A 25798-nucleotide genomic window follows, 5' to 3' on the forward strand; every position below is an offset into this window, starting at 1 on the left:
GTGAAGCTTTCGTGACGGTTTCTTGACGTGTCGCAAGGCGGGGTCGCCGGGGTCATGCGATGATGGGGCCATGACGTAAAGGAGACCCTATGCCGCCATCCCAGACCGCTCCCGCCGAAGACCAGATTGTTGCCGATGCCGCCGATGCCGTTGCCGCGCCCGAGCCTGTCGTCGAAGCCGAAGTTCCCGCCGCCGAACCGGTCGCCGTGCCGCTGCCCGCGCGGGCAGAGCGCCATCACCCGACCCCGGACGAAATCCGCCGCGCCTTCGAGACCGGCGAATATCCCTATGACAAGAAGGTGTCGCGCCGCGCCTACGAGCGGGACAAGGCGCGTCTGCAGGCCGAATTGCTGAAGGTGCAGCTTTGGGCGCAGGAGACCGGGCAGAAATTCGTGCTGCTGTTCGAGGGCCGCGATGCTGCTGGCAAGGGCGGGACGATCAAGCGGTTCACCGAACACCTGAACCCGCGCAGCGCGCGTGTCGTGGCGCTGAACAAGCCGACGGAGCAGGAGCGCGGCCAGTGGTATTTCCAGCGCTACATCGAGCACCTGCCCACCGCTGGCGAGATCGTTCTGTATGACCGGTCCTGGTACAACCGCGCGGGCGTCGAGCGGGTCATGGGCTTTTGCGAGCCGAACGACTACCTGGAATTCATGCGCCAGACCCCGGATCTCGAGCGGATGTTGGTGCGGTCGGGAATCCGGATGTACAAGTACTGGTTCTCGGTCACGCAGGAAGAGCAGCTGGCCCGGTTCCAGAGCCGCGAGACCGATCCTCTGAAACAGTGGAAGCTGTCGCCCATCGACAAGGCCAGCCTGGACAAGTGGGACGATTACACCGAGGCCAAGGAGGCGATGTTCTTTTACACCGACACCGCCGATGCGCCCTGGACGGTGATCAAGTCGGACGACAAGAAACGCGCGCGACTGAACTGTATGCGGCATTTCCTGTCGACGCTGGATTACCCGGACAAGGATCACAGGATCGTCCGCGCGCCCGATCCGCTGATCGTGGGCGGGGCCGGGCATGTCATCCATCGGTCGGATCACATCCTGGGCAAGATGCTGCACCCGGACACGCGCCGGACCTGAGGCTCAGGCGATCTCGCCCAGCCAGTCCATCAGCGGGGCGAACTCGGTGATGACCTCCCTGATGCTGGCGGCGGGATCGGCGGCCAGCGCCTCGTCGAGGTCGTCGCGCCAGGCGACGTAGCCCTTGCACCGCAGCATGTCCTCGCGCGGGTGATCGGCGGGGTAGGGGGCGGGCACCCGCTGCAACGACGGCGGATCGACGCGCCATCCTGCCTCCGCCACCAGCGCGGCCAGGTCCGCCCCCCGGTCCGAGGCCACCGCCTCGCGCCAACGGTCAAGCTGGGCGGGTTCGAATTGCATCAGCCCGGCGCCCAGCGTGGCATAGTCTGGCGAGATTCCCAGCATCCAGACCCGCCCGTCCGGCAGGGACCACATCATGTGCAGATGGGTGTGATAGGGGGTCTTGTCCTCGGAAAAGCGCACGTCGCGGTGCGGGCGGAACAGCTTGGTCCGGGGCGGTGTGCCCCGGGTCTCTCCCAGCCAGGCAGAAATCCGCGCAAGCAGTTTTTCCGACGGACGCTTGAGCTGGCTGTCGTAGCGCGCCTTGTTGTCCCGGAACCAGTCACGGTCATTGTTGTCCGCAAGTTCCGAAAGGAATGCACGAGCGTCGGGCAAAAGCCGGTCAAGATCAACGGGGTCGGCCATTGGAAAGCTCCATCAAGGCGCCTGTGAACAGCCTAGCACAGGTCGGCAGGTTGCGCACCCCGCGCCCTTGCCTCCGGCGGAGGCCGGCACTATGGGCGGAGCATGACCAAGCCCATGTCCTACACCGACCACAGGCGCGCCATCCTGCGCCTTGGCCTGCCGCTGATCGGCGGGCACCTGGCGCAATATGCCGTCGGCCTGACCGACACGATCATGATCGGCTGGTACGGCGTGCCGGAACTGGCGGCGCTGACCTTGGCGGGATCGTTCTTCTTCACGGTCTTCCTGTTCGGGTCGGGCTTTGCCTGGGCGATCATGCCGATGGTTGCGCGCTACGCCGCGCAGGAGGACGAGGTGCTGGTGCGGCGGGCGACGCGCATGGCGTTGTGGCTGTCGATCCTCTATTTCTTCGTGACTCTGCCGTTGTTCTGGTTCTCGGGACCGCTCCTGCGCGGCATGGGCCAGACGCCCGAGGTGGCGGCGCTGGCGCAGACCTACCTGCGCATCGCGTCCATCGGGCTTTTGCCGGCGCTTGGCGTCATGGTGTTCAAGAACTACCTGGCCGGATTGGAACACACGCGCGTGGTGCTCTGGATCACGCTCGCCGCCGCGGGCGCCAATGCGCTGGCCAACTACGCGCTGATCTTCGGCAATTGGGGGGCGCCCGAACTGGGGATTTCCGGGGCGGCCATCGCCTCTGTCACGGTGCATGTGATCTCGTTGGTGCTGGTGGCGGCCTATGCGCTGATCAAGCTGCCGGAACATGAACTGATGGTGCGCTTCTGGCGCCCGGACTGGGAGATGTTCGCCCAGGTCTTTCACCTGGGCTGGCCCATCGGGCTGACGACCCTGGCCGAGGTCGCGCTGTTTGCGGCCACCGCCGTCCTGATGGGCTGGCTGGGCACGATTCCGCTGGCGGCGCATGGCGTGGCGCTGCAGATCTCGACGGCGGCCTTCATGGTGCAGCTGGGCCTGTCCAATGCCGCCACGGTGCGCGCGGGCAATGCGCTGGGCCGGGGTGACCTGGAACACATGCTGCGCGGGGCGCGGGTGGTTGCGGTGCTGGGCGCGGTGGCGGCGGCGCTGACCGTGACGGTCTTTGTCGCGTTGCCCGAAACGCTGATGAGCCTCTTTGTCGATCCGCACGATCCCCAGCGGGACGCGATCATCGCCACGGGGCGGGGGCTGTTGCTGATGGCCGCGCTGTTCCAGGTCGTCGACGCGACCCAGGTGATCCACATCGGCCTGTTGCGCGGACTGCAGGACACGCGCGTGCCGATGATTATGGCGGGGATCGCCTATTGGGGCATCGGGATGCCCTGCGCCTGGGCTTTCGGTATTGGCCTGGGCTGGGGCGGCGAGGGCATCTGGTTCGGGCTGGTCGTGGGCCTTGCGGCGGCGGCGGGGCTGCTGATGTGGCGGTTCTGGATGCACAGCCCCGCGATTCTGACGCGGCAAACGGCAGACACCTGATCTGGCACGCTTTTCGGGTGACTGGGGGTATTCCACCATTGAGGGAGTGCATGTCCGGTGGTTAATTGCGCCTACCGGATCGGGGACACCATCCGGGCCACTCAGGGACCACGGACAGTTTTCAGGAGACACAGATTATGGCCCATACAATGGACGCAGGCGCCGGCGGCTATGACCGCCAGGTCGGGATGGGAGAAGCGGTCAAGCTTTTCTTTACCAATTACATCAAGTTCGAAGGGCGTTCGAACCGCGGTGAATACTGGTGGGCCTTCCTGGCCATCATCATCATCTCCTTCGTTCTGGGCCTTATCGACGGCATGCTGGGCATCATGGTGCTGGGCACCATCTTTTCGCTGGCGACCCTGATCCCGGGCATCGCGATCGGCGTCCGCCGCCTGCACGACATCGACAAGTCCGGCTGGTGGCTGCTGATCGGCCTGATCCCGGTCATCGGGTTCTTCGTGCTGATCTACTTCTTCATCCAGAAGCCGACCCCGGGTCCGAACCGCTTCGGCTGATCCCCTCGTCAGTTCAAGGCACGCACGCACCCCTCTTCCCCCGGGAAGAGGGGTTTTGCGTCTCAGGGGGCGCCTCGCCGCTTGCACGCAGGGGGTTGCCCGACTAGAAGCGGCCCGTCATTCAAGATGGAGTGTGCCTGATGGGCTTTCGGATGGGAATCGTGGGGCTGCCCAACGTGGGCAAGTCGACGCTGTTCAATGCGCTGACCAAGACGGCCGCGGCGCAGGCGGCGAACTTCCCCTTCTGCACCATCGAGCCCAACGTGGGCGACGTGGCGGTGCCGGACCCGCGGCTGACGCAGCTGGCGGGGATCGCCAAGTCGGGCCAGATCATCCCGACGCGCATGACCTTTGTCGACATCGCGGGCCTGGTCAAAGGCGCCTCCAAGGGCGAAGGCCTGGGCAACCAATTCCTGGCCAACATCCGCGAGGTCGACGCCATCGCCCATGTCCTGCGCTGTTTCGAGGATGACGACGTCACCCATGTCGACGGGCGTGTCGATCCGGTCGCCGATGCCGAGACCATCGAGACAGAGCTGATCATCGCCGACATGGAAAGCATCGAGAAGCGCCTGCAGAACATCGTGCGCAAGGTGCGCGGCGGCGACAAGGAGGCGGTTCAGCAGGAACGCCTGATGAAACTGGCCCTTGCCGCGCTGGAAGAGGGCAAGCCCGCCCGCGTGGTCGAGGTGGACGACGAGGACGCCAAGGCCTGGCGGATGTTGCAGCTCCTGACCTCCAAGCCGGTGCTTTACGTCTGCAACGTTGACGAGGGCGACGCGGCCGAGGGCAACAACCTGTCCGCCAAGGTCGGCGAGATGGCGGCGGCCCAAGGCAATTCGCACGTGGTGATTTCCGCCAAGATCGAGGAAGAGATCAGCCAGCTGGACGCCGAGGAAGCCGCCGAGTTCCTGCAGGAACTGGGGTTGGAAGAAGCGGGGCTCGACCGCCTCATCAAGGCGGGCTACGAGTTGCTGGGCCTGCAGACCTATTTCACCGTCGGCCCGAAAGAGGCCCGCGCCTGGACGATCAAGCGCGGTACGCTGGCGCCGCAGGCGGCGGGTGTGATTCACGGCGATTTCGAAAAAGGCTTCATCCGGGCGGAAACCATCGCCTTTGACGACTATGTTTCCTGCAATGGCGAAGCCGGGGCCAAGGACTCGGGCAAGATGCGCGCCGAGGGCAAGGCCTACGAGGTCAAGGACGGCGACGTCCTGCATTTCCTCTTCAACACCTGAGCTGTCCCGGTCGGCTGGACGTGATGCCAAGGCCCTCTGCCTCGCCGGGCAGGGGGCCTTAGTGTTGTCATGGCGCTGAGCTTGGGCGGATTTGATGCAGGTCAACGCGAAGCCGGATCAGACATTCCAATAGGGCCATGTGTTCCCGGAGGCCCGCGATGACCGATCAATCCACCCCTCACGCCGCATCCATGCCCGAGCAGTGGTTGGCACATTTCCCGATCACCCTCTTTGCCAGCGTGATGGGCCTGTCCGGCCTCGCGCTGGCGCTGCATGCGGCGGCGGGGTATTTCGGATGGGGGCAGGGGCTGCCACGGTTCGCCTTGGCGGTGGCTGCGGCGGATCTTGTCGCGGTGACGCTGGTCTATGCGCTCAAGGCGCTGCGCCACCCGGAGGCAATCGCGCAGGAATGGGCGCACCCGGTCAAGCTGAACTTCTTTCCCGCCATTCCGATATCCTTGATGCTGGTGGCCACAGCCTTGAGGTTCGATTTGCCTGCCGCGGCGCTCTGGCTCTGGGGGGCGGGCGCGGCCCTGCAGGCGGGGCTGGCCCTTGCGGTGATCGCGGCCTGGATGGGGCCGCGGACCTTCGGTCTGGGCCAGGTGAACCCGGCCTGGTTCATCCCGGCGGTGGGCAACGTGGTGGTGCCGGTGGCCGGTGTGCCGCTGGGTTTCGTGGACCTGTCCTGGCTGTTTTTCGCGACGGGCGTGATCTTCTGGGCCGCGTTGTTGCCGATCCTGCTGATGCGCCTGGTCACGCAACCGGCCTTGCCGGGGCGATTGCAGCCGACGCTGGCGATCTTCGTGGCGCCACCCTCCGTGGCCTTCCTGTCCTGGCTCCTGCTCAATGGCGGCGAGCTCGACGGATTCGCGCGCGTGCTGTTCAATGGCGGGCTGGCCTTCGGTGCCCTTGCGACGGTTCTTCTGGCACAGGCGATGCGCCCGCCCTTTGCCCTGTCGTGGTGGGCGCTGAGCTTTCCGGTTGCGGCCCTGACGATCTCCTGTCTGCGCTACGCACAGCTTTCCGGCTCAGGCCTGCACGGAGCGATGGGCGCGGGACTTCTGGTGCTGCTGGTGGTGATCGTGACGGGCCTCGTGGGGCGGACACTTCTTGGCATGACGCGCGGAGAGATCTGTCGCCCGGAATGAAGACCGGCGGGTTTTGTTGTCTGGCTGTCAATTTCGACTTGTTTCCACCGTTTCGCGCGCATAGACACGGCAGCGGAGACGTGGCCGAGTGGTCGAAGGCGCTCCCCTGCTAAGGGAGTAGGCGGGAAACCGTCTCGAGGGTTCGAATCCCTTCGTCTCCGCCATGACCATCCTGCAAGTTATTGTCTTTCAATTGGAAAGTTCTGGCGCCCGCCATGCGTTCCCACAATCACCCCCACGCGCGGGCTTTTTTTGCCAAACGGATCACGCGCTCGCGTTGTCTCTCCGAAGCGACTGAAACTTGAGAAGCATGGACAACATGCGTTCGAGTTTGCGGTCCAAGTGAGTCTCGTATCGAGCGAGCCGGCCCATCTTGTCGGGGCAGAACGCGTTGGCGTGGCGAAAATCCCGGACCATGGGCCGCAGTGTTGCTTCTTCGCGTTTCCTGACGAAGAACGGCAAGAGGTGACCCTGGAGCGCGCGAACGAGGGCTTTGTCCCGTGCAAGGTTTCCAAAGGTCCCTGAGCGCAACTCTTCTTCGAATCAGAGGCGTGTGTCTTCCCGAAGACTCTCTTCCGCATCCTCGGCCCGGCCGTCCTGGACCAGCTTGAGGGCATCGCTGCATCGTGTCTCGCATTCGGTCAGATCGGCGGCATCGACGACATCTTCTTCATCGGACGTCTGCAGGACACTTGCAGTCTTTACAGTTGCCTCGTGCGGAAGGTGCGCCAGTGCCTCCTCGGCAGGCGTAGGCCCGGCGTTCAAGGTGAAGGGCGAGTCCCGAGTTTCCGGATCTGAACTGGCCAAAGCGAATGAGGATCTGTGACTGGCGTTCTCGGCCATGCGGAGCCGGCGCTTGCGCCACAAGATTCCGGCAATTTCCTCGACGAAATGCGTTTCGGTGGGACCGGACGGATCATGCTCGGACAGGAGCGCATCGAGGAGGGCATTGTATTCTACGGCAGCCTCCCACGGCAGCAGTGTGTGCTGCGATAGGATGCCATGCCGGACTGCGTTGAAACGGGTGTCATCAGTGTTTGACGTCAGCGCCAATGGGACAGTTTAGGTCGATTTGATAAGAGAGGGTTTCTGGCACATCGTAGCCACCAAGGAGTGGAGATGAGACAGAAACCCGGAACCAAGCAGAGCCACGGCGAGCAGGTCGTCAAGGACATCCGCCGTGCGACGCGCAAACAGTATTCGGCCGAAGAGAAGATCCGGATCGTACTGGACGGCCTGAAGGGCGAGGACAGTATCGCGGAGCTATGCCGCCGTGAGGGCATTGCCCAGAGCCTGTATTACAGCTGGTCCAAGGAGTTCCTCGAAGCTGGCAAGAAGCGCCTCGCGGGCGACACGGCTCGTGCAGCGACGTCGACCGAAGTCAAAGATCTTCGACGGGAATCTCGTGATGTGAAAGAGGTCGTCGCTGAACAAGCCCTGGAACTGCGGCTGCTCAAAAAAGCATGATCGCGGATGGGGATGTCGACGAATGAGGTATCCGGCATCTGAGAAACTTGAGATTATCCGCCTCGTAGAAGGCTCGCATCTCCCAACGAAGCGAACTCTGGACAAACTCGGCATCCCCAGAACAACTTTCTATCGCTGGTACGATCGATATCTGACCGGCGGCCCTGAAGCCCTGGAGGATCGCAGCCCCAAGCCATCCCGTGTCTGGAACCGCATTCCCCATCTCATGCGTGAGAAGATCAAGGACTTGGCTTTGAAGGAAAGCGACCTGTCGCCGCGCGAGTTGGCCGTTCAGTTCGCCGACACGGAAAAGTATTTTGTGTCAGAGGCTTCGGTCTATCGCATCCTCAAGTCCTACGACCTGATCACCAGCCCTGCCTATGTAGTGGTGTCAGCGGCGAACGAGTTCAAGAACAAGACAACACGGCCGAACCAGCTCTGGCAGACCGACTTCACCTACCTCAAGGTTATTGGGTGGGGCTGGTTTTACCTATCGACGATCCTGTACGATTACAGCCGGTACATCATCGCCTGGAAGCTCTGCACAACGATGAAGGCCGAAGATGTGACCGGCACGCTGGACCTGGCGCTGCAAGCGTCGGGTTGTGATCAAGTGACAGTTCTGCACAAACCGCGTCTGCTCAGCGACAACGGATCGAGTTACATCTCGGGTGAACTGGCTGATTGGCTGGAAGACCGGCAGATGGATCACGTCCGGGGTGCCCCGTATCACCCGCAAACCCAAGGCAAAATCGAGCGCTGGCATCAGACCTTGAAGAACCGCATCCTGCTGGAAAACTACTACCTGCCCGTCGATCTGCAACACCAGATCGACGCCTTCGTCGAGCAATACAACCATCGCCGCTATCACGAGAGTTTGCAGAACCTCACTCCGGCCGAAGTCTACTTCGGGCGCGGCCAGACCATCCTGAAACAACGAGAAAGGATCAAACGGAAGACCATCGAAACCCGGCGCTTGCTTCACCGCAAATCCGCCGCATAATCAAACCAAACAGATGCGCCAGACCCTCTCTTAGCTCAGGCGGCCATCTGTCCCAAAATCCCTGATGACGGACACCGCGAGGTCGAGACCCTCGCCGCGCTGCTGAACCAGGACCAGATCGCCGATTACTTCGGGATCTCCCGGACCACGTTCAAGGCGATCCGGGAACGGGACGCGGAGGTTGCCGTCCGCTATAAAAGGGGCAAGGCCAGGGCCATCGCCCATGTCGCCAACGGTCTCCTGCAGAAAGCCCGGGCCGGCGACACCACCTCGTCGATCTTCTACCTCAAGACGCAGGCCGGCTGGCGGGAACAAGCCCCGCCGGAGGACATGGGCGACGACTATGCCGGACTCTCGAACGAGGACCTGATCGCGCGCTTCCAGGCAGTTGAAGTGCAGTTTCGGGAGGCCGTGGGCTCGGCGGGTCTTTTCGTTCTTGATGCGCCCGACACAGCGGAGGCCGGAGCCTGATGGGGCGCAAACACAAGCCGAAGCCCGGCACGCTGGCACGGACCTCGCTCTCGGCCCTGCCGCGTTGTCCGCCGCATCTCGACGCGACAGCACACAAGGAATGGCGCCGACTGGCGACCCCGATGTACGAGGCGGGCATCCTGACGCTGGCGGACCGGGCCGCGCTGGCGGCCTATTGCCAAGCCTATGCCCGCTGGGTCGAGGCGGAGGAGCGGTTGAAGGAAACCCCGGCGCTGCTGAAGACGCCCAGCGGCTATGTCCAGCAGTCGCCCTGGTTGACGGTGGCCAACAAGCAGATGGAACTGATGGCGCGCTACATGTCGGAACTCGGGCTGACACCCTCGGCGCGGACAAAACTGCGGCAAGACTCCGAAGCCCAGAAATCCGAGCCGATCACCTTCGTCTGGCGCACGATCCTGGACCCCGGCGACGAAACCGAGACAATCGAGCACGAGAAATCGCTGGAACTCCCGAACCGGGATGATTGACCTTCCCGTTGGCTACACTAACCACCTGTTCCAATGTACAAAACTGCCAAACGAAGGGTGCGCAGGTCTGTACATGGGGATCGGGAAGATCATCGCCTACGAGCGCGTCTCCACGGCCCGGCAAGGTCGCTCCGGGCTTGGGTTGGAGGCGCAGCGCTCGGCCATCGAGGCCTTTGCCGCGTCACGCTCGGCGGGGGTCCTCGCCCGCTTCACCGAGGTGGAAAGCGGTAAACGCAACACCCGCCCCGAACTGGACAAGGCCCTCAACCTCGCCCGCCTGACCGGAGCAACGCTGGTCATCGCCAAGCTCGACCGCCTCAGCCGCGATGCCGCCTTCCTGCTGAACCTGCAAGCCAGCGGCGTGTCCTTCCTTGCCTGCGATATGCCCGAGGCGAACGACCTGACCGTCGGCATCATGGCCCTCGTCGCCCAGCAGGAGCGCGAGACGATCTCCCGGCGTACCAAGGAGGCCCTGGCGGCAGCCAAGGCCCGTGGCGTGAAGCCTCGGAAACCCCAACGGCGCGGCGGCGCTCAGGCGGGCGGGGAAAGGCGGGACCGCGCTGCAGGAAACGGTCAGGCGCAACGCAGACGAGTTCGCCGAGGATCTGTGGGAGGTGGTTGCGGCGATCCGTGCGGAAGGTCACACGACTCTGCGTGCCATGGCGGAGCAACTCAACGCGCGAGGTATCCGGACGCGCCGCTGCGGGCGATGGCATGTCTCGACCGTGCAGAACCTGCTTGGGCGATTAGAAACCTGCTGAGGATCTACAATGCAGCCAGGACCGCTGACCAGCTGCGGCCGTTGCGGTTCTTGGCAGTGCAAGCGTGCCCCCCCTCATGTGGCATTTTCTGAAGATATGTACGAGCGAGTTCACAATCAGCTATAAATTGAAACGATCTCTCGCCTTGTTCGTAGGACCGCGCAGGTTTTGGACGACTGCACCTATGACACTGCCAAGAGGTATCCGCGCAGGCGGGTCCTGAGGCCAGAGCGCAGCCCCTGCCTTCGGGTCGTGCAGGGTCTCGGCAAAGGCACGCCCAAGCGCCGCCGTAGTCGGTACACCCCGCCCGCAGTAACCCAGAAGCCCCCAGAGTCCGTCATCCAGTTCGAAGATCGCCGGGCGCTGTTTGGCAGAGACGCCAATCTGGCCGGTCCAGTGGTACTCCCATTGCAAGCCCTCCAGAACGGGATAGCGCCGAGCCAGCCTGTGCGTGGCCTGTTCGACCGTCGGTCCGCTCTTGCGGCCCCGACGCAGTTCGACAAGCCCCCCGGTGACGATGCGACCAGAGGTATCGACGCGGAAGAACATCGGGTCGCGCCGCGTGTCGCTGAAGGTGACGCCGGACGGAAGCACGGCGTCTTTCTGCTCCGCCCCAAGCGGTGCGCTGACTACAGCATAGGAGCTCAGTGGCACCAGGCTGCGCCTCATTCGCGCGGGGACCACGGCCGTCCCGTAGGCATTGGTCGTCAAGCCGACCTTGCGGGCCGAAATCTCGCCTTCCGGCGTCTCCACGATCCACCGTCCCGAGCGGTCCTTACACAGCCCTGTCATCGGCGTACCGGTATGAACCGCAACCCCCGCCGTTTGTGCAGCCCGCGCAAGGCCGCGCACATAGGCCAGGGGATTGAGATGTCCGCCGTCCTTGTGGACCCAGCCGCCAAGATAACCGGGCGCGCCGCTCAACCCGGTAACCTCGTCGGGGCCCAGAAACGGTCCGGCTTTTCCCAATGCGGCATATTTTGCATGGGCCGCCTTTGCACGTTCCAGGCCCGCCGCATTGTGGGCGGCATTCAGCCAGCCGCCCTGAACCGCGTCGCATTCGATGCCCAGATCGGCAATCTGCTCGAAAACGATCTGTCCGGAGTCGCGCAAGAGCGCGAAGCCCGCCGGGGGCAAGGTCTCGGCGTCAAGGTATCCAAAGACAGGGATGCATTGACCATGGTTGCGACCAGAGCCGCCGCTGCCGATCTCGCCCGCCTCGATCAGAGCCACTGACAGTCCCTTTTGGCAAAGTTCCAGTGCCGAGATCGTTCCGCTGAACCCGCCACCAACGATGGCGACATCCACCTGGACATGTTCGCGCAGGGTGGCTGTCGGAGGCGCGGGCGGCGCATATTCGGCATAATGCGGTGCCTTGATTAGGGTCATGGGGCCACTCCTTCGCCCACCAGGGCCGACAAGGCGCTGCCAAGCCGATCAGACCAGGCCGCGCGGTCGTCGGATTTTTCCAGAAGGTCATTGGAGATTTCCAAACCACAGGCCAAATGACCCGTGCCATGTGTATGCCGGTCGATGGTGTAGATGCCATTGCGCCCGGAATATGGCTGGTTGTCTCCAAGGATCAGGTCGCTTTCGCGCCCCAATTGGCGCAACAGGGCGTCCGAGAACCTTGGGGACTCGTTCCAGATCGTCCCGCAGTCCCAGGGGCGGTGCCGGCCGTCGAAGACGCGGGTGCAACTGTGCAGCGCAAGAAAGACCGGATCTGAATGCCGGTCGGCAATTCCTGTCCACAGATCGGTCAGTCGACGGTGATACGGCCAGAAGATCGCGTCGCGACGAGCCTGCCGTTCGGTCTCGCTCATGGCGATGTTGCCGGCAACAGGAATGCCATCGACCTGCATCGGAATTGACCGAGGATCTTCCAGCCAGCGATTCAGATCGATCACCAGCCGGCTGACTGTGCCCAGGATGACCGGCGCGTCGAGAACCTCTGCGAGGCGGTGCGCAACATCGTCAATCCACAGATCGCAGAAGTGATGCGTTTGCTGCCAGTGCGTATCAAGACCGAGATCGCCGAACCGTTCCGGCAGATCCGTGCCGGCATGGTCAACCACGATCAATCCCGGAAAATGGCCTTCCGGGTTCAAAACGACGGGATGCTCAATCATCGGCAACCTCTGTTTCATCTGTTCCCGGCCGGGCCCGGAGGGCCTCTATGCGAGACAGTCGCGCGCGGGCGGCTTCACGGTCATGTTCGACCACGGCCGCAACCAGGGCTTCGACCTGAGCGGTCGGCACGACCCGGGAGCCAAAAGGGGACGATGTGTCATCGGGGGCGGTTAGAACCGCCTGTGCATGTTGCGCAATCGGCGAACGCCAGGGATCGGTCATCAACACAATGCGGGCCCCGGCATCCGAGGCACCTTTGGCAAATTGCAGCAATTCGTCCTGGTAACGCCGATAATCGAATATGATCAGAAGGTCGCGCGGGCCTATATCTGCCAAGGCGTCAAAGGCAAAGCCAAGCTCCTGCCGCAGCAGGACAACGTCTTCACGCACCTGGCTCATTTGCATGACCAACCGTTCCGCCAGGTTCCGGCTATAGCGGCCGCCAAGCGCCTTGATGCGCAATTTCGGATTGGCCAGAAGTTCAACAATCGAGTCGAATTCTGCCGGGACAACTTGGTTGGCGGCTTTCCTGAGCGCTTCTGATTGCATCAGGAGGGTGTTCCGGTAGATGTGCCCACCTTCTGTTCCGCGGCCGGCCTCTTCGTCCAGTTGCTGGAGCGGCGATCCGAGTTGCCGTTCGATTTCTTCCAAGACCGCAGCCTGAAACGCAGCAAACCGCCGGAACCCCAGCTTAGCCAGGTATCGCAAGACCGTTGGACCGCTAACGCCCGCGCGGGTGGCAAGGGTCTCCACGGTACCCATTGCGCTCGACGGAAAATTTTCGGCAAGGGCGGCAGCCACTTTGCGCTCGGCGGTCGAAACCGCGGTCTCGCGCAGACGTGTGGCGAGATCTGGTGAAGACGACATCATGCTCGGTTGTATCTGGATTTGGAGTATTTATTACATATTGACTAGCAGCGCGGCAATTTGCAACGTTTAATACATTACGGCGAAGACCCGCAGCAACTGCAGGCGGTGGGCGCAACGAACAAGAGACCCCCAACAGGAGACTAGGATCATGAAGACTTTCGCAATACTGGCCGGAGCGGCGTTGGCCTTCGCGCCGGTCTCTGTCAGCGCCGAACGCGGCAGTGACGGACATCTCCGGATTCTCTACTGGCAAGCCGCCTCAACCATGAATCCCTACCTGTCCGGGATCGCAAAGGAGGTGGAAGCGGCCTCGCTCGTGCTGGAACCGCTTGCACGGTTCGACGAAAACGGGGCCCTTGTGCCAATTCTGGCCGCGAGTATCCCGACCGTCGAGAACGGTGACGTGAGCGCCGACCTGACAAGCATTACATGGACCCTGAAAGAAGACCTCAAGTGGTCGGATGGCACAGCGGTTACACCCGAAGACGTCATCTTTACCTGGAAATACTGCACGGATGAGGCCAGCGGATGCGCGGCCCTGTCGATGTTCGACAATGTCGCCGACGTCGTCGCGCTGGATGATCGAACGGTCAAGATCAGCTTTACTGAACCGAAACCTTATCCCTACACGGCCTTTGTCAGTTCGGAAGCCCCGATCCTGCAAAAGGCTCAATTCGCCGAATGCACAGGTGCGCGGGTGGCCCAGTGCACCCGGGAAAACACCTTCCCCATCGGGACGGGCCCATATGTGGTCGATGACTTCCAGGCCAATGACGTCATCTCCTACTCGGCCAATCCCAATTTCCGTCATCCTGACAAGCCCGCCTTCGGCACGGTGACGATCAAGGGCGGCGGCGATCCAGCGTCTTCGGCGCGGGCGGTGCTGCAAACCGGCGAGGTCGACTACGCCTGGAACCTGCAACTGCCGCCGGACGTGCTTGACCAGATGAAAGGCGGACCGGGTGAGGTCATTGCGGGCAACGGTTCGGCTGTCGAATTCCTCTTCTTGAACCAGACGGATCCCGATCCGGACCTTGGCGAACAGCGATCCACCGTTGACGGTGGGGCGCATCCATTCCTGACGGACTCCCGGGTTGGGAAGGCGCTGTCGCTGGCCATCGACCGATCTCTGATCGCGGAACTATTGTACGGTGAGGCGGGCCGGCCCGGCTGCGCTGTCGTGCCTGCCCCAGCGCTCTATAAGTCTTCGACGTTTGATGGCTGTGAAACCCAGGACCTCGAAGCCGCCGCCGCGCTGCTGGACGAGGCCGGCTGGGTCGACAGCGATGGCGACGGCATCCGGGACAAGGACGGTGTGAAACTGTCTATCCTCTACCAGACCTCGACGAATGGCGTCCGACAGGACACCCAGGCGCTTATCAAGCAATGGTGGGGTGAAATTGGCGTCGAGACCGAACTGCGCAACATCAACGCCTCGGTCTTCTTCGGAGGTGATCCCGGTTCGCCTGATACCCGGCAGAAGTTCTATGCCGACGTGCAAATGTACACGGATAACTCAAAGGGCCAGGACCCCGAGAGCTTTCTGGCGAACTGGAGCTGCAACGACATTCCAGGCCCGACAACCCAGTGGCAGGGCAACAACATCCAGCGTTTCTGTTCGGAGCCCTACCAGGTGTTGATCGCGGAATTCCGGAATGCCGCCACATTGGAAGAGCGCGGGCGCATTGCACGCGAAATGAACGACCTTCTCGTCGGCTCCTACTCGATCATTCCCTTGGTCCACCGCCGGATTCTATCCGGCAAGGCAAAATCGCTGGAGGGTGTGCGGATGAACAGCTGGGACAGCCAGATCTGGAACATCGCGGACTGGCATCGCGGAGACTGAAACAAGCAAACAAGCGGGTGGGCGCGTAAGAGCCCGCCCGCATTTACCGACGAAGAAACTTGGCTTTCAGTCAGCTCCCAGAGCATGCGCGCGAAGATGTCTACCCCGCGCATCGACTTCAGCCGACCACACAGAGGGCCATCCCGGGCGCGTTGGCGGACATAGCGTTCCTCGCTCGCCAATCCCTGCCGCAGGGAAGTACGCGCCCGGATCACCAGCCCTGTCGCGCGAGACGATGCCGACCTTGCGCCGGTCCCCTCGGCAGCTTGCGGCGCTTCGAGTGATACTAGCGCGGCACCGGGCTGGCGCGGCGGGCCAATACGGACTGCCGAGAAGGTTCGGCACGGTTCGGCTGATCCCGATGGGCATTTCAACCGTTGCTTGCAGCGAATCGGAGAGGGGCATAATTTTACCGATAATTAGTTTCTTGTGAACCTTTCTTACGATTCCCATCCTCAATCTAATGGGTGCGTCATGGCGGAATCCGAGACCTTTGCTACTTTCGGCGAAAACTTTGTCGATGCTCTCCTGAATGTTGATGAAGACGACAGCTCCGTCGCCTTTCGCTGGAATTCCCTGCATATCACTTACAGCTTTCCAGACTCGGGCCTGCCTTACATGTCGCAGGAATTCACCGACCTGCTGGTGCCCGACGATTTCTGGGACCTAATCAACCCCTTCGACGAGATCCTCGACCTTCTCGTGCCTGACGAACTGGTTGTCGCCGCGTTGGTCTTGAACGATTTTGGCGAGTTCAGCGAAGTTCAGAAGGATGCCGCGCGCTATGCGCTGGGGTTCTTCGATGGCGTCAGCTTGCTGGTCCTGACCGAGCAGGAAGAAGGGCTTCTCGATCACGCGGACATCCGCTACGCGTTGACCGATACCACCAGTGCACCGGCGTTCGGCGTCCCGCCGCTGGAGCGCGTGGCGCTGGTTCTTGGCAACGGTTGGCTGGGCGACACCTGGTATGCCAACGATGGCACCTTCAGCAATCCCGTCCCCGGCAGCTATGCTCATTGGACCATCATGCATGAGACAGGACATGTGCTGGGTCTTAAGCATAGCCACGAGCCCGGACTTTTCGGCGGTCGAATCCCCGCCTTTCTCGAAACCCTGCTGACGGATGTCGAGGGAGAGATCCTCGACGAGCCGCTGGATTCGCTGAACTACACCATCATGACCTACGAGGGGGACGTTGCCGAGGACGCGAACGAATACCCCATGTCGCCCATGGCGCTCGACATCTTTGCCATGCAGTTCATTTATGGCGTCGATTTCAGCATGAACGCAGGCGACACCGTCTACAGATGGGATCCGACCAACGGCAATTTCTTTGTCAACGACGTTTTGACCATCGACCCGGGGTCGAACCGGATCTTCCAGACAATCTGGGACGGCAATGGCAACGATACCTACGACCTGCATGAATATACGACCAATCTGGACGTCGATTTGAGACCGGTCGATCCCTTCACGAATGACAATCCTGTGGGCTGGTCGACCTTCGACCCGGCGCAACTGTCGCAGATGACCAATGACGGCGCGCGCGGCAACGTCGCCAATGCGATGCTTTGGGACGGGAACGAACAGTCGCTGATCGAGAATGCGATTGGCGGATCGGGCAATGATACGCTGGTGGGCAACCAGGCGGACAATCATCTGATCGGCAACGACGGGAACGACAGCCTCGATGGCCTCGAGGGCGACGACACGCTCGAAGGCGGCGACGGTAACGATACCCTGCAGGGCCATGAGGGGGCAGACAGCCTGCTGGGGGATGCAGGCGACGATGAAATATACGGTGGAGACGGCAACAACACGATCTATAGCGGGACCGGAAACGACGAGATCTACGGTGGGGCCGATCCGGACACTGTCTTTGGCGGCGAGGGCAACGACACTGTTACTGGCGGTTACGGGGCGGATTCGATTTCCGGCGACGGCGGGAATGACGAGCTCTGGGGCAACGATGGCAACGACACGCTGAACGGGGGGGCCGACAACGACACGATCATCGGCGGCGACGGCAATGACAGTATCGGCGGAGACGGCGGCAACGATCAACTCGAGGGCGACGACGGAAGCGATACGATCACCGGCGACAGCGGCAACGATACCATCGAGGGCGGCGCGGACGGAGACTCGCTGACCGGCGGCAACGGCCAGGACAATATCCTTGGCGAGGGCGGGAATGACACGATCGACGGCGGCGACGATTTCGACATCGTGACCGCGGGCGACGGCAATGATTCCGTCAACGGCGGCGGTGGGGGCGACTACCTCTACGGCAATCTTGGCAACGATACGATTCGCGGCGGTGACGGCAACGACATCATTACCGGCAACGAAGGCAGCGACTCGCTCTTCGGCGAGGGCGGAGACGATGCCATCGAAGCCGGCGACGGCGACGACACGGCCGTGGGCGGCAGCGGCGATGATACCCTCTATGGTATGGCCGGGTCGGATTCCCTGGTCGGCGGCATCGGCGCGGACGACATATATGGAGCCGGCCCGGGCGAGAATGGCCCAGGCGATGACACGATCGACGCCGGCAGCGGTGACGACTACGTCGAGGGCGCGGGTGGCGATGACGATATCGACCTGGGCCTTGGCGACGACACGGCCTTGGGCGGCGATGGAGATGACACGATCGCGGCTGGCGCAGGCGCCAACACCCTTTACGGTGGTTCGGGGCGCGACTCCATCACGTCCGGCGATGGCAACGACAGCATCCATGCCGACGGCGGCGATGACTGGGTCGACGCGGGGGACGGCGCCAACTCGATCGACGGAGGCGCCGACAATGACACCATTACATCCGGAAGCGGCTCCGACACGGTCCTTGGCGGGACCGGCAACGACTCGATCCACGCCGGCGGAGAGGCCGACTCTGTCGAGGGCGGCGACGGCAACGACACCATCTTCGGCGAGGGCGGCAACGACAGTCTCTGGGGAGACGCGGACGACGACCTGATCCACGGCGGCGACGGCAACGACACGATCTGCGGCGGCACCGGCGACGACAGCCTGTTCGGCGAAGGGGGCACCGACCTCGTAAAGGGTGAAGACGGCAACGACACGCTGTCGGGTGGCCCGGGGCCGGACACGCTCGATGGCGGCGACGGGATCGACCGAGCGTCTTTCGAGGACGCAACCGGCCCCGTCGTCATCAACCAGCAGGATCCCTCACAGAACACCGGTGATGCCGCCGACGATACATGGATCTCGATCGAGGAGTTCGGGCTTACGCCCCTTGACGACCTCTACATCGGCTTCGATCTCGAAAACCCGGTGGACATTGTATACGGCGGAGCCGGCGACGACACGATCCTTGGGTTCGCCGGAAACGACGAGCTTTACGGTGAGGCGGGAAATGACTCGCTTGTCGGCGGTGAAGGGGCGGACATCGTCAATGGTGGCGACGGGTTCGACACAACCTCGGTGCATTCGTCGATCACCGGCGTCGTAATTGACCTGACCGATCAGTCGCGCAACTCGGGCATCGCCGAAGGCGACGTCTATACCGATGTCGAGCATTTCCAGATGACCGAGGCGAACGACGAGTTCCGGGGCCTTGACGTCGGCGAACTCGTCGAAACCTATGATGGCCTCGATACGGTCTACGGCGGTGGCGGAGACGACACGGTTTATGCCGGAAGCCAGAACGATTCCGTCCTCGGCGGTGACGGGGATGACGATCTCTACGGCGAGAACGGACTCGATTGGATGGACGGAGGCAACGGCGACGATTCGGTTGTTGGCGGCGAAGGCCAGGACACGCTGCTGGGGGGCGCTGGTAACGACACGGTAGAAGGCGGGATTGAAAACGATCTCCTGATCGGCGGCCTTGGCAACGACCTGCTGGACGGTGGCGCCGGTCGGGATGAATTCCTCTTCGACATTACGGGCTTCGGCGATGACACGATCATCGGGTTTCAAGACGGGCTCGACACGCTGTCCTTCACGGGAGTCACCGGCCCGTTGGGCCGCAAGCAGATCGAGGCCAGCTTCGACTGGTTCCAGTCCGGCAGCGACACGGTAATCGTCTTGGTCGCTGACCCCACGCAGACCATTACCCTGCAGGATTTCGACGCGACACTGTTGAGCCATCAGGACTTCCTGCTGTTTTCCTAGGCTCAGGACCCATTGATTTGAGCCGAATGGCATGATTCACGGCACGAAAACAGAGCGGTGATATATCTGATCTCTTCTGGCTGAGCGATGCGCAGATGGCGCGTCTGGAGCCCTACTTTCCAAAGTCCCATGGCAAGCCGCGCGTTGATGATCGACGCGTGTTGAGTGGGGTTATCTTCTAAATCGTAACGGCTTGCGGTGGCGCGATGCTCCTGCCGCCTATGGCCCCCACAAGCCACTCTACAATCGTTGGAAGCGGTGGAGCGACAAGGGCATCTTTGCGAAGATGATGCCGGGATTGGCTGCCGTGAACCGCCCCGGCATTGCCGGAGTGTAGAATACTCGATGGATGAGGCCCGGAAGGAAGCGAAGATTGCCCCTCTAATACACGTCTTGAATGCGCGAAGGCAGTGTTCAGCGTCTCCTTGGCGCGCCACCCGTTTTCATGTCTTGGCCAACCGGTAGATTACGGGGATCACCAAGACTGTCAGGGCGGTAGAGGACACGAGCCCGAACAGAAGGGAAATCGCCAACCCCTGAAAGATCGGGTCGGTCAGGATGACTGCCGCGCCGATCATCGCCGCAAGGGCGGTCAGCAGGATCGGTTTGAAACGTGTCGCGCCAGCCTCGATCAGAATGTCGACGGTCACGCGGCCTTCCGGGTCGGCATGGCGGATGAAATCTACGAGGAGGATGGAGTTCCGCACGATAATGCCGGCAAGCGCAATGAAACCGATCATGGAAGTTGCAGAGAAGGGCGCCGCGAAGACCCAGTGCCCGAACATGATCCCGAGGAAAGTGAGCGGCACCGGGGTCAGGATCACCAGCGGCAGGCGGAACGAGCCGAATTGGGCCACGACAAGGATATAGATCCCCAGAAGCGCCACGCCGAAGGCGGCGCCCATGTCACGGAAAGTGACCCATGTCACCTCCCACTCGCCATCCCAGAGAAGCACTGGCTGCGTTATGTCGACGGGCTGGCCGTTCAGGCGGATCTCGGGCTTTTCGGCATCCCCCCAGTCCATGCCGTCCAGCCGGTCGGCCACTGCCAGCATCCCGTAGAGCGGCGCCTCGAACACACCGGCAAGCTCTCCGGTTACCATCACCACATCATAGCCATTGTGCCGGAAGATCGGGAAGGAGGCCCGCTCTTCCGTGATCGAGACGACATCTCCCAGTTCGACGACGCCACGCGCGCCGGGGATCGCGTTGGCGGGCACGGGGATCGACAGCGCGCGTTCGTCCATCGTGCGATCAGAGCGGGCGCGGGCCATGACGATGGGGATCGGGCGACGCCGTTCGCCGCGATGGGAGTAGCCGACCGTTGTGGAACTGTTCAAAAGGCGGAGCGTCTGTAGCGCATCGGCTTCCTGCACCTTGTAGAAATCCAGATCACTGACCGAAAGCCGGGCCCGCAGGCGCCGGGGGCGTTCGCCCAGGTTGTCATCTACATCGACGATGTAAGGCACAGCCTCGAAGGCATCGCGCACTTTGGCCGCCGTCTCGATCCGGGTTTGCGGGTCGGGACCGTAGATCTCTGCCAGCAGCGTCGAAATCACCGGCGGGCCGGGCGGGGGTTCCACGACCTTCACAACGGCCCCGCGGGGCAAGTCCAGTTCGGTGAGCCTTGCGCGCAGGTCGAGCGCGATTTCATGGCTGGTGCGGTCGCGATGGTGCTTGGCTTCCAGATTCAGCTGGACCTCGCCCATCTCGGGGCTCTGACGTAGAAAGTAATGCCGCACGAGACCATTGAAGTTGAAGGCGGCGGGCGTGCCGGCATGGCTTTGTGCCGAATGCACCTCGGGCAAGCCGAGTGCCACATGAGCGGCGGCACTGGCCACCGCGTCGGTCGCCTCGACCGAAGCCCCCTCGGGCAGGTCGATGACAATGGCGAGCTCCGACTTGTTGTCAAAGGGGAGCAGCTTGACCGTCACGTCCCGTGTGTAGAGCGCGCCCAGAGAACCGAAGGACAGCACGATCACCACTAGAAGAAACAGCAGGCTGCCGGCCTTTGTCCGCAAAAGTGGGCGCGCAACTGCGGCATAGGCCCGCCCCAGTGCGCCACCGTGCGCATGTGCGGCATGGCCGCCAGCATGCGCCGCATAGGCCCGCCCGGCGATCCGGAGCATGAGCCAAGGCGTGATCATGACCGCGACAAAGAAGGAGAAGATCATCGCGGCCGAGGCGTTCGCGGGGATCGGGCTCATGTAGGGCCCCATCAGGCCGGAGACAAAGAGCATTGGCAAGAGCGCGACGACAACGGTCAGCGTGGCGACGATGGTCGGGTTGCCGACTTCCGCCACGGCGGCAACGGCTGCATCGCGGGGCGCGCGTCCGCCGATCCGCCCGGCCCAGTGCCGCGCGATATTCTCGATCACCACGATGGCATCATCGACGAGGATGCCGATGGAGAAGATCAGAGCGAAAAGCGAGACACGATTCAGCGTGTAGCCCATGATATAGGCCGCAAAGAGCGTCAGAAGGATGGTGACCGGGATGACGATGGCCACGACGATGGCCTCGCGCCAGCCGATCGCGATCAGGACAAGGGCGACGATCGAGACCGTGGCCAGTGCCAGGTGGAAAAGAAGTTCGTTGGCTTTTTCGTCGGCGGTTTCGCCGTAGTCCCGCGTGACCTCGATCTCGACACTGTCGGGGATCAGCTTGCCCTGCAGGCTCTCGACCCGGTGCAGGATTTGCTCGGCGACGGTCACGGCATTGGCCCCGGCGCGTTTCGCCAGTGCCAGCGTGACCGCCGGTCGGCGGATGATGTCACCGTCTTTGGCGCGATGGAAGGTCGCCACGGTATGCTCTTCGAGGTCCGAAACAAAAGATACCTCGGCGACATCCCGGACATAGACGGTGCGCCCGTCCCGCGTGGTCAGTTCGAGGTTCGCGATTTCTTCGGGGGTCGAGAGTGTCTTGCCGATCACGAGGCCGACCTGCTCGCCACCGTCGCGTAGAAGTCCCGCCGGTGCGGCGGTATTTGCCCCCGAAACCTTGGCGGCAAGCTGTTGCAGGGTCACGCCGTAGAGTGCCAGCCGCTCCGGATCTGGGGCAATGCGCAGGGCCTCGTTGGTTTCGCCGACGATATAGGTCAGACCCACGTCTTCGATCTTGGCGAGCTCGACGCGCAGTTCGCGCGTGATCCGCGTCAGGTCGGCTGCGGTTATCGTCTCTTCGCCTTCCATCGGCGAGAGCGTCAAGGAGACGATGGCAACGTCGTTGATGCCGCGCCCGACCACCAGCGGCTCGGGTATGCCAACGGGGATCCGGTCGAGATGCGCCAGCAGCTTGTCTCGCACGCGCAGGATGGCGGTCTCAGCCTCGACCCCGACGATAAAGCGGGTAGTGACCATCACCTGATCGTCGCGGGTATCGGAATAGACGTGCTCGACCTCGTCGATCCCTTTGACGATGGTTTCGAGAGGCTCGGTGATCAGCTTTAGCGCGTCCTCGGCGGCGAGGCCATCGGCCTGGACGTGAATGTCGACCAGCGGCACCGATATCTGCGGCTCTTCCTCGCGCGGCAGGCTCGAAAGCGCGATCAGGCCGACGGCCAGCGCGGCCAGCAGGAATAGTGGCGTCAACGGAGAGGTGATGAAGGCCCGCGTCAGATGCCCGGCAATGCCGAGCGCGCCTTCGTCCTGCGAGGTACCATCATTCATTTTCGAGCACCACGCGGTCGCCGACGTCAAGCCCGGTCAAGATTTCGCGCCAGGTCTCGCCATCCCGAATGACGGTTCCACCGGGCACGACCGTGCGGCGCCTTTTATCTCCATCCTCGGCCTCGATGGTCAGGAAATCAAGCCCACCGACACGGCCCAGCGCCCTCTCTGGCACCAGGATCGCCGACCGTTCGCCCACCGGTAGACGAACCGGCATTCGGCGCCCGACAAAGCGCGGATCAAGCCCTGCGACCTCGACATCAGCTTGCAGGCGACCGCCCTCGATCTGCGGGTATAGCTTCGCGAGGCGCCCCGTCTTTCGCGTGCTTGTTTCGGTCTGCACAGTTCCGATCTCGATCTCAGCGCCTTCCAGCAGATCGCTGGCATGACGTTCCGGCACCGACAGGCGCAGAAAGACGCCCCCGCCGGCGACCACCGCCGCCACCTCGCCGGGCTTCACGACCGAGCCGCGCGAGATCGGAACCGACAATACCACGCCCGCCTCGGGCGACAGCACCGCGCCCTCGGCGATCTGTTGTTCAATCACTAGCCGTTCCGAACCGAGGCTTCGGATCTCGCCCTGAATCACATCGACGGCCGTCTGTAACTGGTCAAACCGTTGGGCGGTGATGACCCCCCGTTCGATCAACTGTTCGCCGCGGGCAAGGTCGGCCTCTGCGGTCTCAAGCTGGGCGTTCAGCGCCGTCAGCCGGGCGTCGAGGGAACCGAGTTGGAAATCCAGCTTGTCATCCACCACCATCGCGATGCGCTGGCCTGCCTCGACCCGGTCTCCCTCGGAGACATCCAGTTCGGTGACCGTTCCGCCGATACGCGTGCGCGCGGGAACCCTGTTGCGCGTCTCGACCTGTCCGTAAACGGATTTCCATTCGACCAGCAGAGTTTCTTCGACCGTCAGTGTCTGTGACCAAGCTGTCTCGACAAAGCCCACGGCGCTCAATACCAGACCCACAAGAATGCCACGTGTCGTCAAGATCATGTCCTCCGAGGCGACTCCGCCAACGGTATCATTCTCTGCATCCAATCGTCATCGCCCACATTGAGACCGATCAAGAAAAGCCAACCGGCGCCGGATTTTGATGCGGTTTATTCATTCTCATGCCGTTCGACTGAACCGGTAACCTTTGACAGGGCGGCAGTGCGTGAACCCGCGCCTTGGTTTTCGTCAACGGATCATGGCGATCTCGGAGAAAATGGGTGACATAAAGTGCGGTGCGCGAGCCAGTGAATGGCATCCGCGTCGAGATCCAAGGCTCTTCCCGTTGCCAGCCCTCGGGAGCGTGACCCGCCGACGATGGCCCGGCCAGCGGGTGCGCAGATCCACGTTCAAACGCCGCGGCGAGCGTGAGTACAGTTTCCTCGTCGCACCCTTCTGCGGCCACGGCATCCGTAATCCTGTGCCGGTCTTCGGTCAGGGTGCCGGTCTTGTCCATGATGAACGTGTCAATACCGTTCATGCACTCCAGAGCCCCGGCATCCCTGACCAGCACACTGGTCTGGGGTGGTGTCAAGGCGATGACCTTGAGCAAGGCCGGGTTACGGCTTGGCCTGCGACAATGACCAATCTGAACCCGTTCCGCTAATTGCAAACCAGCCGTGCAATCAATCGGTTGACCGTCATGCTCTTCATCCGGTTCTCACTCTCGCTTCGGAATGTCGAGGATCTGCTACACAAGCGGAGCGTCGAAAACAGCCATGAAACGGTCCTGTTCTGGTGGTAGCGGTTCGGCCCGATGTTCGCGGCGGATATCTGGAAACGACGGTTCGCAGGGCTGCGCTCGAGTCGGTGACCATGGCATCTCGACGAGATTTTCGCGTAGTTCAACGCAAAGAGGCGGTACCTTTGGCGTACCGGCGATCACGAAGGCTACGCATTAACCACGCTGGTTGGTTGCCAATTCCTTTTGTCTCGATCGGGATTCGAACCCAAGCGCCAGATCATTGATATCGATATCTTACGGGCCAGAGAACGTTCGACGTCAGACCCATCCCATCCGCCACTTGCCCTCACGAAAGCGTTCTCCCGATGCGGCTGCGGCCAGATTTTCCCGTGTTTTCAAAAGGGGTTTGCAGGGCAGGCTGAACACTGTCGCGGTGGCTATTGGCCCAGAATCCGTTCTCTCCGCTGGATATTCTCTGCACCTGATGACTGCGCGGATTTGGTGAATTCTTTGCAAGCCACTGTAACCAAATACCTTTCCGGAAGGGCGGCCTGAACACTTCGACCGGAGTCGAGTTCGCTGAGATGGAACGGAAATCGAACATTCGCTGATCGTCCGGCATGTATCGAAGCACTGAAGTTTCCGCAGCGCAGCATCTTTCCAGGCACTGCCGGAAAGGGCGGAAAGCTGACATCCGCGCCGGGTGTGCAGCCACAGCGTCAGTCGACATCCCAAACCCAAGGCTTCCATATACCCATCATCACCAGAACGCCGCCTCCGGTTCGACAGCGAGACAGTGTGCGATCTCATACAGCAGAGAGTGATTGCCGATGTATGGCCAAAGAATTCGACCGTCAGTTCGACACCTCTATCGCCTCACTGCATTCACCTTGAGCAGTTCTGCACTATGTTATTGAACGAGAGGGGGTGAACCTTATGGCTGCACCAGCTCAAGTGACTTGGGCCAAGGCTGCTCGGAACGGCGCAGAAATCGTGGCGATCGGCGGGGTCCGAAAATCGTTTTTCGGCAAGTCGAAATGGAGCGTAAGCGGTGCTCTGCCCCCACCTTCCCTGTGAGCGCGTGATCTGCGAGTCCCAGCGTTGTGTAGATTTGCAGGGATTTTCTCCATGGAGCACTCAGCGGAGTTTCTCAATGAGGTGATTGTCG

The 25798-nt window shown here is 62.2% G+C and carries 19 protein-coding genes, 1 tRNA gene and 2 pseudogenes; 14 read left to right on the forward strand and 8 right to left on the reverse strand.

What is annotated here, in order from left to right:
• The first annotated feature begins 89 nt into the window (after positions 1-89).
• Positions 90-1091 carry a polyphosphate kinase 2 gene (gene ppk2 / locus G9Q80_RS11280; RefSeq protein WP_088716040.1) on the forward strand — a complete coding sequence of 334 codons (1002 nt, stop codon included), beginning with the start codon at positions 90-92 and terminating at the stop codon, positions 1089-1091.
• Positions 1092-1094: 3 nt separating this feature from the next.
• Here ppk2 and G9Q80_RS11285 read toward each other — a convergent pair whose 3' ends face one another.
• The gene (locus G9Q80_RS11285) at positions 1095-1736 is read right to left on the reverse strand and encodes a TIGR02453 family protein (protein ID WP_043146151.1); all 642 of its coding nucleotides are present in this window, start codon (positions 1734-1736) and stop codon (positions 1095-1097) included.
• 102 nt (positions 1737-1838) lie between these two features.
• Between G9Q80_RS11285 and G9Q80_RS11290 the strand changes: the two genes are divergently transcribed.
• From G9Q80_RS11290 to G9Q80_RS11310, 5 genes are all read left to right on the forward strand, one after another.
• Positions 1839-3209 (forward strand): MATE family efflux transporter, encoded by a 1371-nt coding sequence (locus G9Q80_RS11290; protein WP_088716039.1) that lies wholly within the window; start codon positions 1839-1841, stop codon positions 3207-3209.
• Between the two features lie 137 nt (positions 3210-3346).
• Positions 3347-3727 carry a DUF805 domain-containing protein gene (locus G9Q80_RS11295; protein ID WP_082024777.1) on the forward strand — a complete coding sequence of 127 codons (381 nt, stop codon included), beginning with the start codon at positions 3347-3349 and terminating at the stop codon, positions 3725-3727.
• A gap of 140 nt (positions 3728-3867) precedes the next feature.
• Entirely contained in the window at positions 3868-4965 is a 1098-nt protein-coding gene (gene ychF / locus G9Q80_RS11300) for a redox-regulated ATPase YchF (RefSeq protein ID WP_088716038.1), read from the forward strand.
• 158 nt (positions 4966-5123) lie between these two features.
• Positions 5124-6113 carry an SLAC1 anion channel family protein gene (locus tag G9Q80_RS11305; protein WP_198550002.1) on the forward strand — a complete coding sequence of 330 codons (990 nt, stop codon included), beginning with the start codon at positions 5124-5126 and terminating at the stop codon, positions 6111-6113.
• Positions 6114-6187: 74 nt separating this feature from the next.
• A tRNA-Ser gene (locus tag G9Q80_RS11310) sits at positions 6188-6277 on the forward strand.
• 379 nt (positions 6278-6656) lie between these two features.
• On the opposite strand, the gene G9Q80_RS11315 is transcribed toward G9Q80_RS11310, so the two are convergent.
• A complete protein-coding gene (locus tag G9Q80_RS11315; protein WP_088716036.1) occupies positions 6657-7166 on the reverse strand; it encodes a hypothetical protein in 510 nt (169 codons plus the stop codon).
• A gap of 66 nt (positions 7167-7232) precedes the next feature.
• On the opposite strand from G9Q80_RS11315, the gene G9Q80_RS11320 reads away from it, so the two are divergent.
• The 4 genes from G9Q80_RS11320 to G9Q80_RS28730 all read left to right on the forward strand — a co-directional run bounded on the left by G9Q80_RS11320 (position 7233) and on the right by G9Q80_RS28730 (position 10395).
• Positions 7233-8583 (forward strand): IS3 family transposase gene (locus tag G9Q80_RS11320; RefSeq protein WP_088716035.1). Its coding sequence is split into 2 segments (ribosomal slippage): positions 7233-7570 and positions 7569-8583, totalling 1353 coding nucleotides; the frame shifts between segments, so codons are not numbered across the junction.
• Between the two features lie 330 nt (positions 8584-8913).
• Positions 8914-9054 (forward strand): hypothetical protein, encoded by a 141-nt coding sequence (locus tag G9Q80_RS11325; RefSeq protein ID WP_157903860.1) that lies wholly within the window; start codon positions 8914-8916, stop codon positions 9052-9054.
• Positions 9054-9542 carry a phage terminase small subunit P27 family gene (locus tag G9Q80_RS11330; RefSeq protein ID WP_088716034.1) on the forward strand — a complete coding sequence of 163 codons (489 nt, stop codon included), beginning with the start codon at positions 9054-9056 and terminating at the stop codon, positions 9540-9542. The genes G9Q80_RS11325 and G9Q80_RS11330 overlap by 1 nt, the downstream gene beginning before the upstream one ends.
• Before the next feature lie 73 nt (positions 9543-9615).
• Entirely contained in the window at positions 9616-10395 is a 780-nt protein-coding gene (locus G9Q80_RS28730; RefSeq protein ID WP_232788260.1) for a recombinase family protein, read from the forward strand.
• 28 nt (positions 10396-10423) lie between these two features.
• On the opposite strand, the gene G9Q80_RS11340 is transcribed toward G9Q80_RS28730, so the two are convergent.
• Genes G9Q80_RS11340 through G9Q80_RS11350 form a run of 3 tightly spaced genes read right to left on the reverse strand, consistent with a single transcriptional unit; the run spans position 10424 to position 13303 of the window.
• Positions 10424-11692 (reverse strand): NAD(P)/FAD-dependent oxidoreductase, encoded by a 1269-nt coding sequence (locus G9Q80_RS11340; protein WP_088716033.1) that lies wholly within the window; start codon positions 11690-11692, stop codon positions 10424-10426.
• Entirely contained in the window at positions 11689-12432 is a 744-nt protein-coding gene (locus tag G9Q80_RS11345) for an N-formylglutamate amidohydrolase (RefSeq protein WP_088716032.1), read from the reverse strand. Before G9Q80_RS11345 ends, G9Q80_RS11340 begins: the two co-directional genes overlap by 4 nt.
• Positions 12425-13303, reverse strand: a complete 879-nt coding sequence (locus G9Q80_RS11350; RefSeq protein ID WP_232788258.1) for a MurR/RpiR family transcriptional regulator — start codon at positions 13301-13303, stop codon at positions 12425-12427. Before G9Q80_RS11350 ends, G9Q80_RS11345 begins: the two co-directional genes overlap by 8 nt.
• Before the next feature lie 148 nt (positions 13304-13451).
• On the opposite strand from G9Q80_RS11350, the gene G9Q80_RS11355 reads away from it, so the two are divergent.
• The 3 genes and pseudogenes from G9Q80_RS11355 to G9Q80_RS11365 form a co-directional block, all read left to right on the forward strand.
• The gene (locus tag G9Q80_RS11355; protein ID WP_088716031.1) at positions 13452-15149 is read left to right on the forward strand and encodes a peptide ABC transporter substrate-binding protein; all 1698 of its coding nucleotides are present in this window, start codon (positions 13452-13454) and stop codon (positions 15147-15149) included.
• A 474-nt stretch (positions 15150-15623) separates the two neighbouring features.
• Complete coding sequence (locus tag G9Q80_RS11360; protein WP_088716030.1) at positions 15624-19283, forward strand: M10 family metallopeptidase C-terminal domain-containing protein; 3660 nt, start codon at positions 15624-15626, stop codon at positions 19281-19283.
• Positions 19284-19345: 62 nt separating this feature from the next.
• Positions 19346-19590 (forward strand): annotated as a pseudogene (locus tag G9Q80_RS11365) (transposase); the annotation flags it as partial.
• Between the two features lie 136 nt (positions 19591-19726).
• Here the strand turns inward: G9Q80_RS11365 and G9Q80_RS11370 are convergent.
• The 3 genes from G9Q80_RS11370 to G9Q80_RS28175 all read right to left on the reverse strand — a co-directional run bounded on the left by G9Q80_RS11370 (position 19727) and on the right by G9Q80_RS28175 (position 24498).
• A complete protein-coding gene (locus tag G9Q80_RS11370) occupies positions 19727-22951 on the reverse strand; it encodes an efflux RND transporter permease subunit (protein WP_088716029.1) in 3225 nt (1074 codons plus the stop codon).
• Positions 22944-23948, reverse strand: a complete 1005-nt coding sequence (locus G9Q80_RS11375) for an efflux RND transporter periplasmic adaptor subunit (protein WP_083242421.1) — start codon at positions 23946-23948, stop codon at positions 22944-22946. Before G9Q80_RS11375 ends, G9Q80_RS11370 begins: the two co-directional genes overlap by 8 nt.
• Positions 23949-24018: 70 nt before the next feature.
• Positions 24019-24498: an HAD family hydrolase gene (locus G9Q80_RS28175; protein WP_232788257.1), complete on the reverse strand. Its 480-nt coding sequence runs from the start codon at positions 24496-24498 to the stop codon at positions 24019-24021.
• Between the two features lie 54 nt (positions 24499-24552).
• Between G9Q80_RS28175 and G9Q80_RS28735 the strand changes: the two are divergent.
• Positions 24553-24858 (forward strand): annotated as a pseudogene (locus tag G9Q80_RS28735) (transposase family protein); the annotation flags it as partial.
• Between the last annotated feature and the right edge of the window lie 940 nt (positions 24859-25798).

Origin of the sequence: Mameliella sp. LZ-28 (genome assembly GCF_012274245.1) — a bacterium.
In the GTDB taxonomy this organism is placed as follows: domain Bacteria; phylum Pseudomonadota; class Alphaproteobacteria; order Rhodobacterales; family Rhodobacteraceae; genus Antarctobacter; species Antarctobacter albus.

What these genes read in the sequence shown, in the direction of transcription:
- ppk2 (WP_088716040.1), top strand. Translation starts at nt 90, where the DNA reads ATGCCGCCATCCCAGACCGCTCCCGCCGAAGACCAGATTGTTGCCGAT.
- G9Q80_RS11285 (WP_043146151.1), bottom strand. Translation starts at nt 1,736, where the DNA reads ATGGCCGACCCCGTTGATCTTGACCGGCTTTTGCCCGACGCTCGTGCA.
- G9Q80_RS11290 (WP_088716039.1), top strand. Translation starts at nt 1,839, where the DNA reads ATGACCAAGCCCATGTCCTACACCGACCACAGGCGCGCCATCCTGCGC.
- G9Q80_RS11295 (WP_082024777.1), top strand. Translation starts at nt 3,347, where the DNA reads ATGGCCCATACAATGGACGCAGGCGCCGGCGGCTATGACCGCCAGGTC.
- ychF (WP_088716038.1), top strand. Translation starts at nt 3,868, where the DNA reads ATGGGCTTTCGGATGGGAATCGTGGGGCTGCCCAACGTGGGCAAGTCG.
- G9Q80_RS11305 (WP_198550002.1), top strand. Translation starts at nt 5,124, where the DNA reads ATGACCGATCAATCCACCCCTCACGCCGCATCCATGCCCGAGCAGTGG.
- G9Q80_RS11325 (WP_157903860.1), top strand. Translation starts at nt 8,914, where the DNA reads ATGGGCGACGACTATGCCGGACTCTCGAACGAGGACCTGATCGCGCGC.
- G9Q80_RS11330 (WP_088716034.1), top strand. Translation starts at nt 9,054, where the DNA reads ATGGGGCGCAAACACAAGCCGAAGCCCGGCACGCTGGCACGGACCTCG.
- G9Q80_RS28730 (WP_232788260.1), top strand. Translation starts at nt 9,616, where the DNA reads ATGGGGATCGGGAAGATCATCGCCTACGAGCGCGTCTCCACGGCCCGG.
- G9Q80_RS11340 (WP_088716033.1), bottom strand. Translation starts at nt 11,692, where the DNA reads ATGACCCTAATCAAGGCACCGCATTATGCCGAATATGCGCCGCCCGCG.
- G9Q80_RS11345 (WP_088716032.1), bottom strand. Translation starts at nt 12,432, where the DNA reads ATGATTGAGCATCCCGTCGTTTTGAACCCGGAAGGCCATTTTCCGGGA.
- G9Q80_RS11350 (WP_232788258.1), bottom strand. Translation starts at nt 13,303, where the DNA reads ATGATGTCGTCTTCACCAGATCTCGCCACACGTCTGCGCGAGACCGCG.
- G9Q80_RS11355 (WP_088716031.1), top strand. Translation starts at nt 13,452, where the DNA reads ATGAAGACTTTCGCAATACTGGCCGGAGCGGCGTTGGCCTTCGCGCCG.
- G9Q80_RS11360 (WP_088716030.1), top strand. Translation starts at nt 15,624, where the DNA reads ATGGCGGAATCCGAGACCTTTGCTACTTTCGGCGAAAACTTTGTCGAT.
- G9Q80_RS11370 (WP_088716029.1), bottom strand. Translation starts at nt 22,951, where the DNA reads ATGAATGATGGTACCTCGCAGGACGAAGGCGCGCTCGGCATTGCCGGG.
- G9Q80_RS11375 (WP_083242421.1), bottom strand. Translation starts at nt 23,948, where the DNA reads ATGATCTTGACGACACGTGGCATTCTTGTGGGTCTGGTATTGAGCGCC.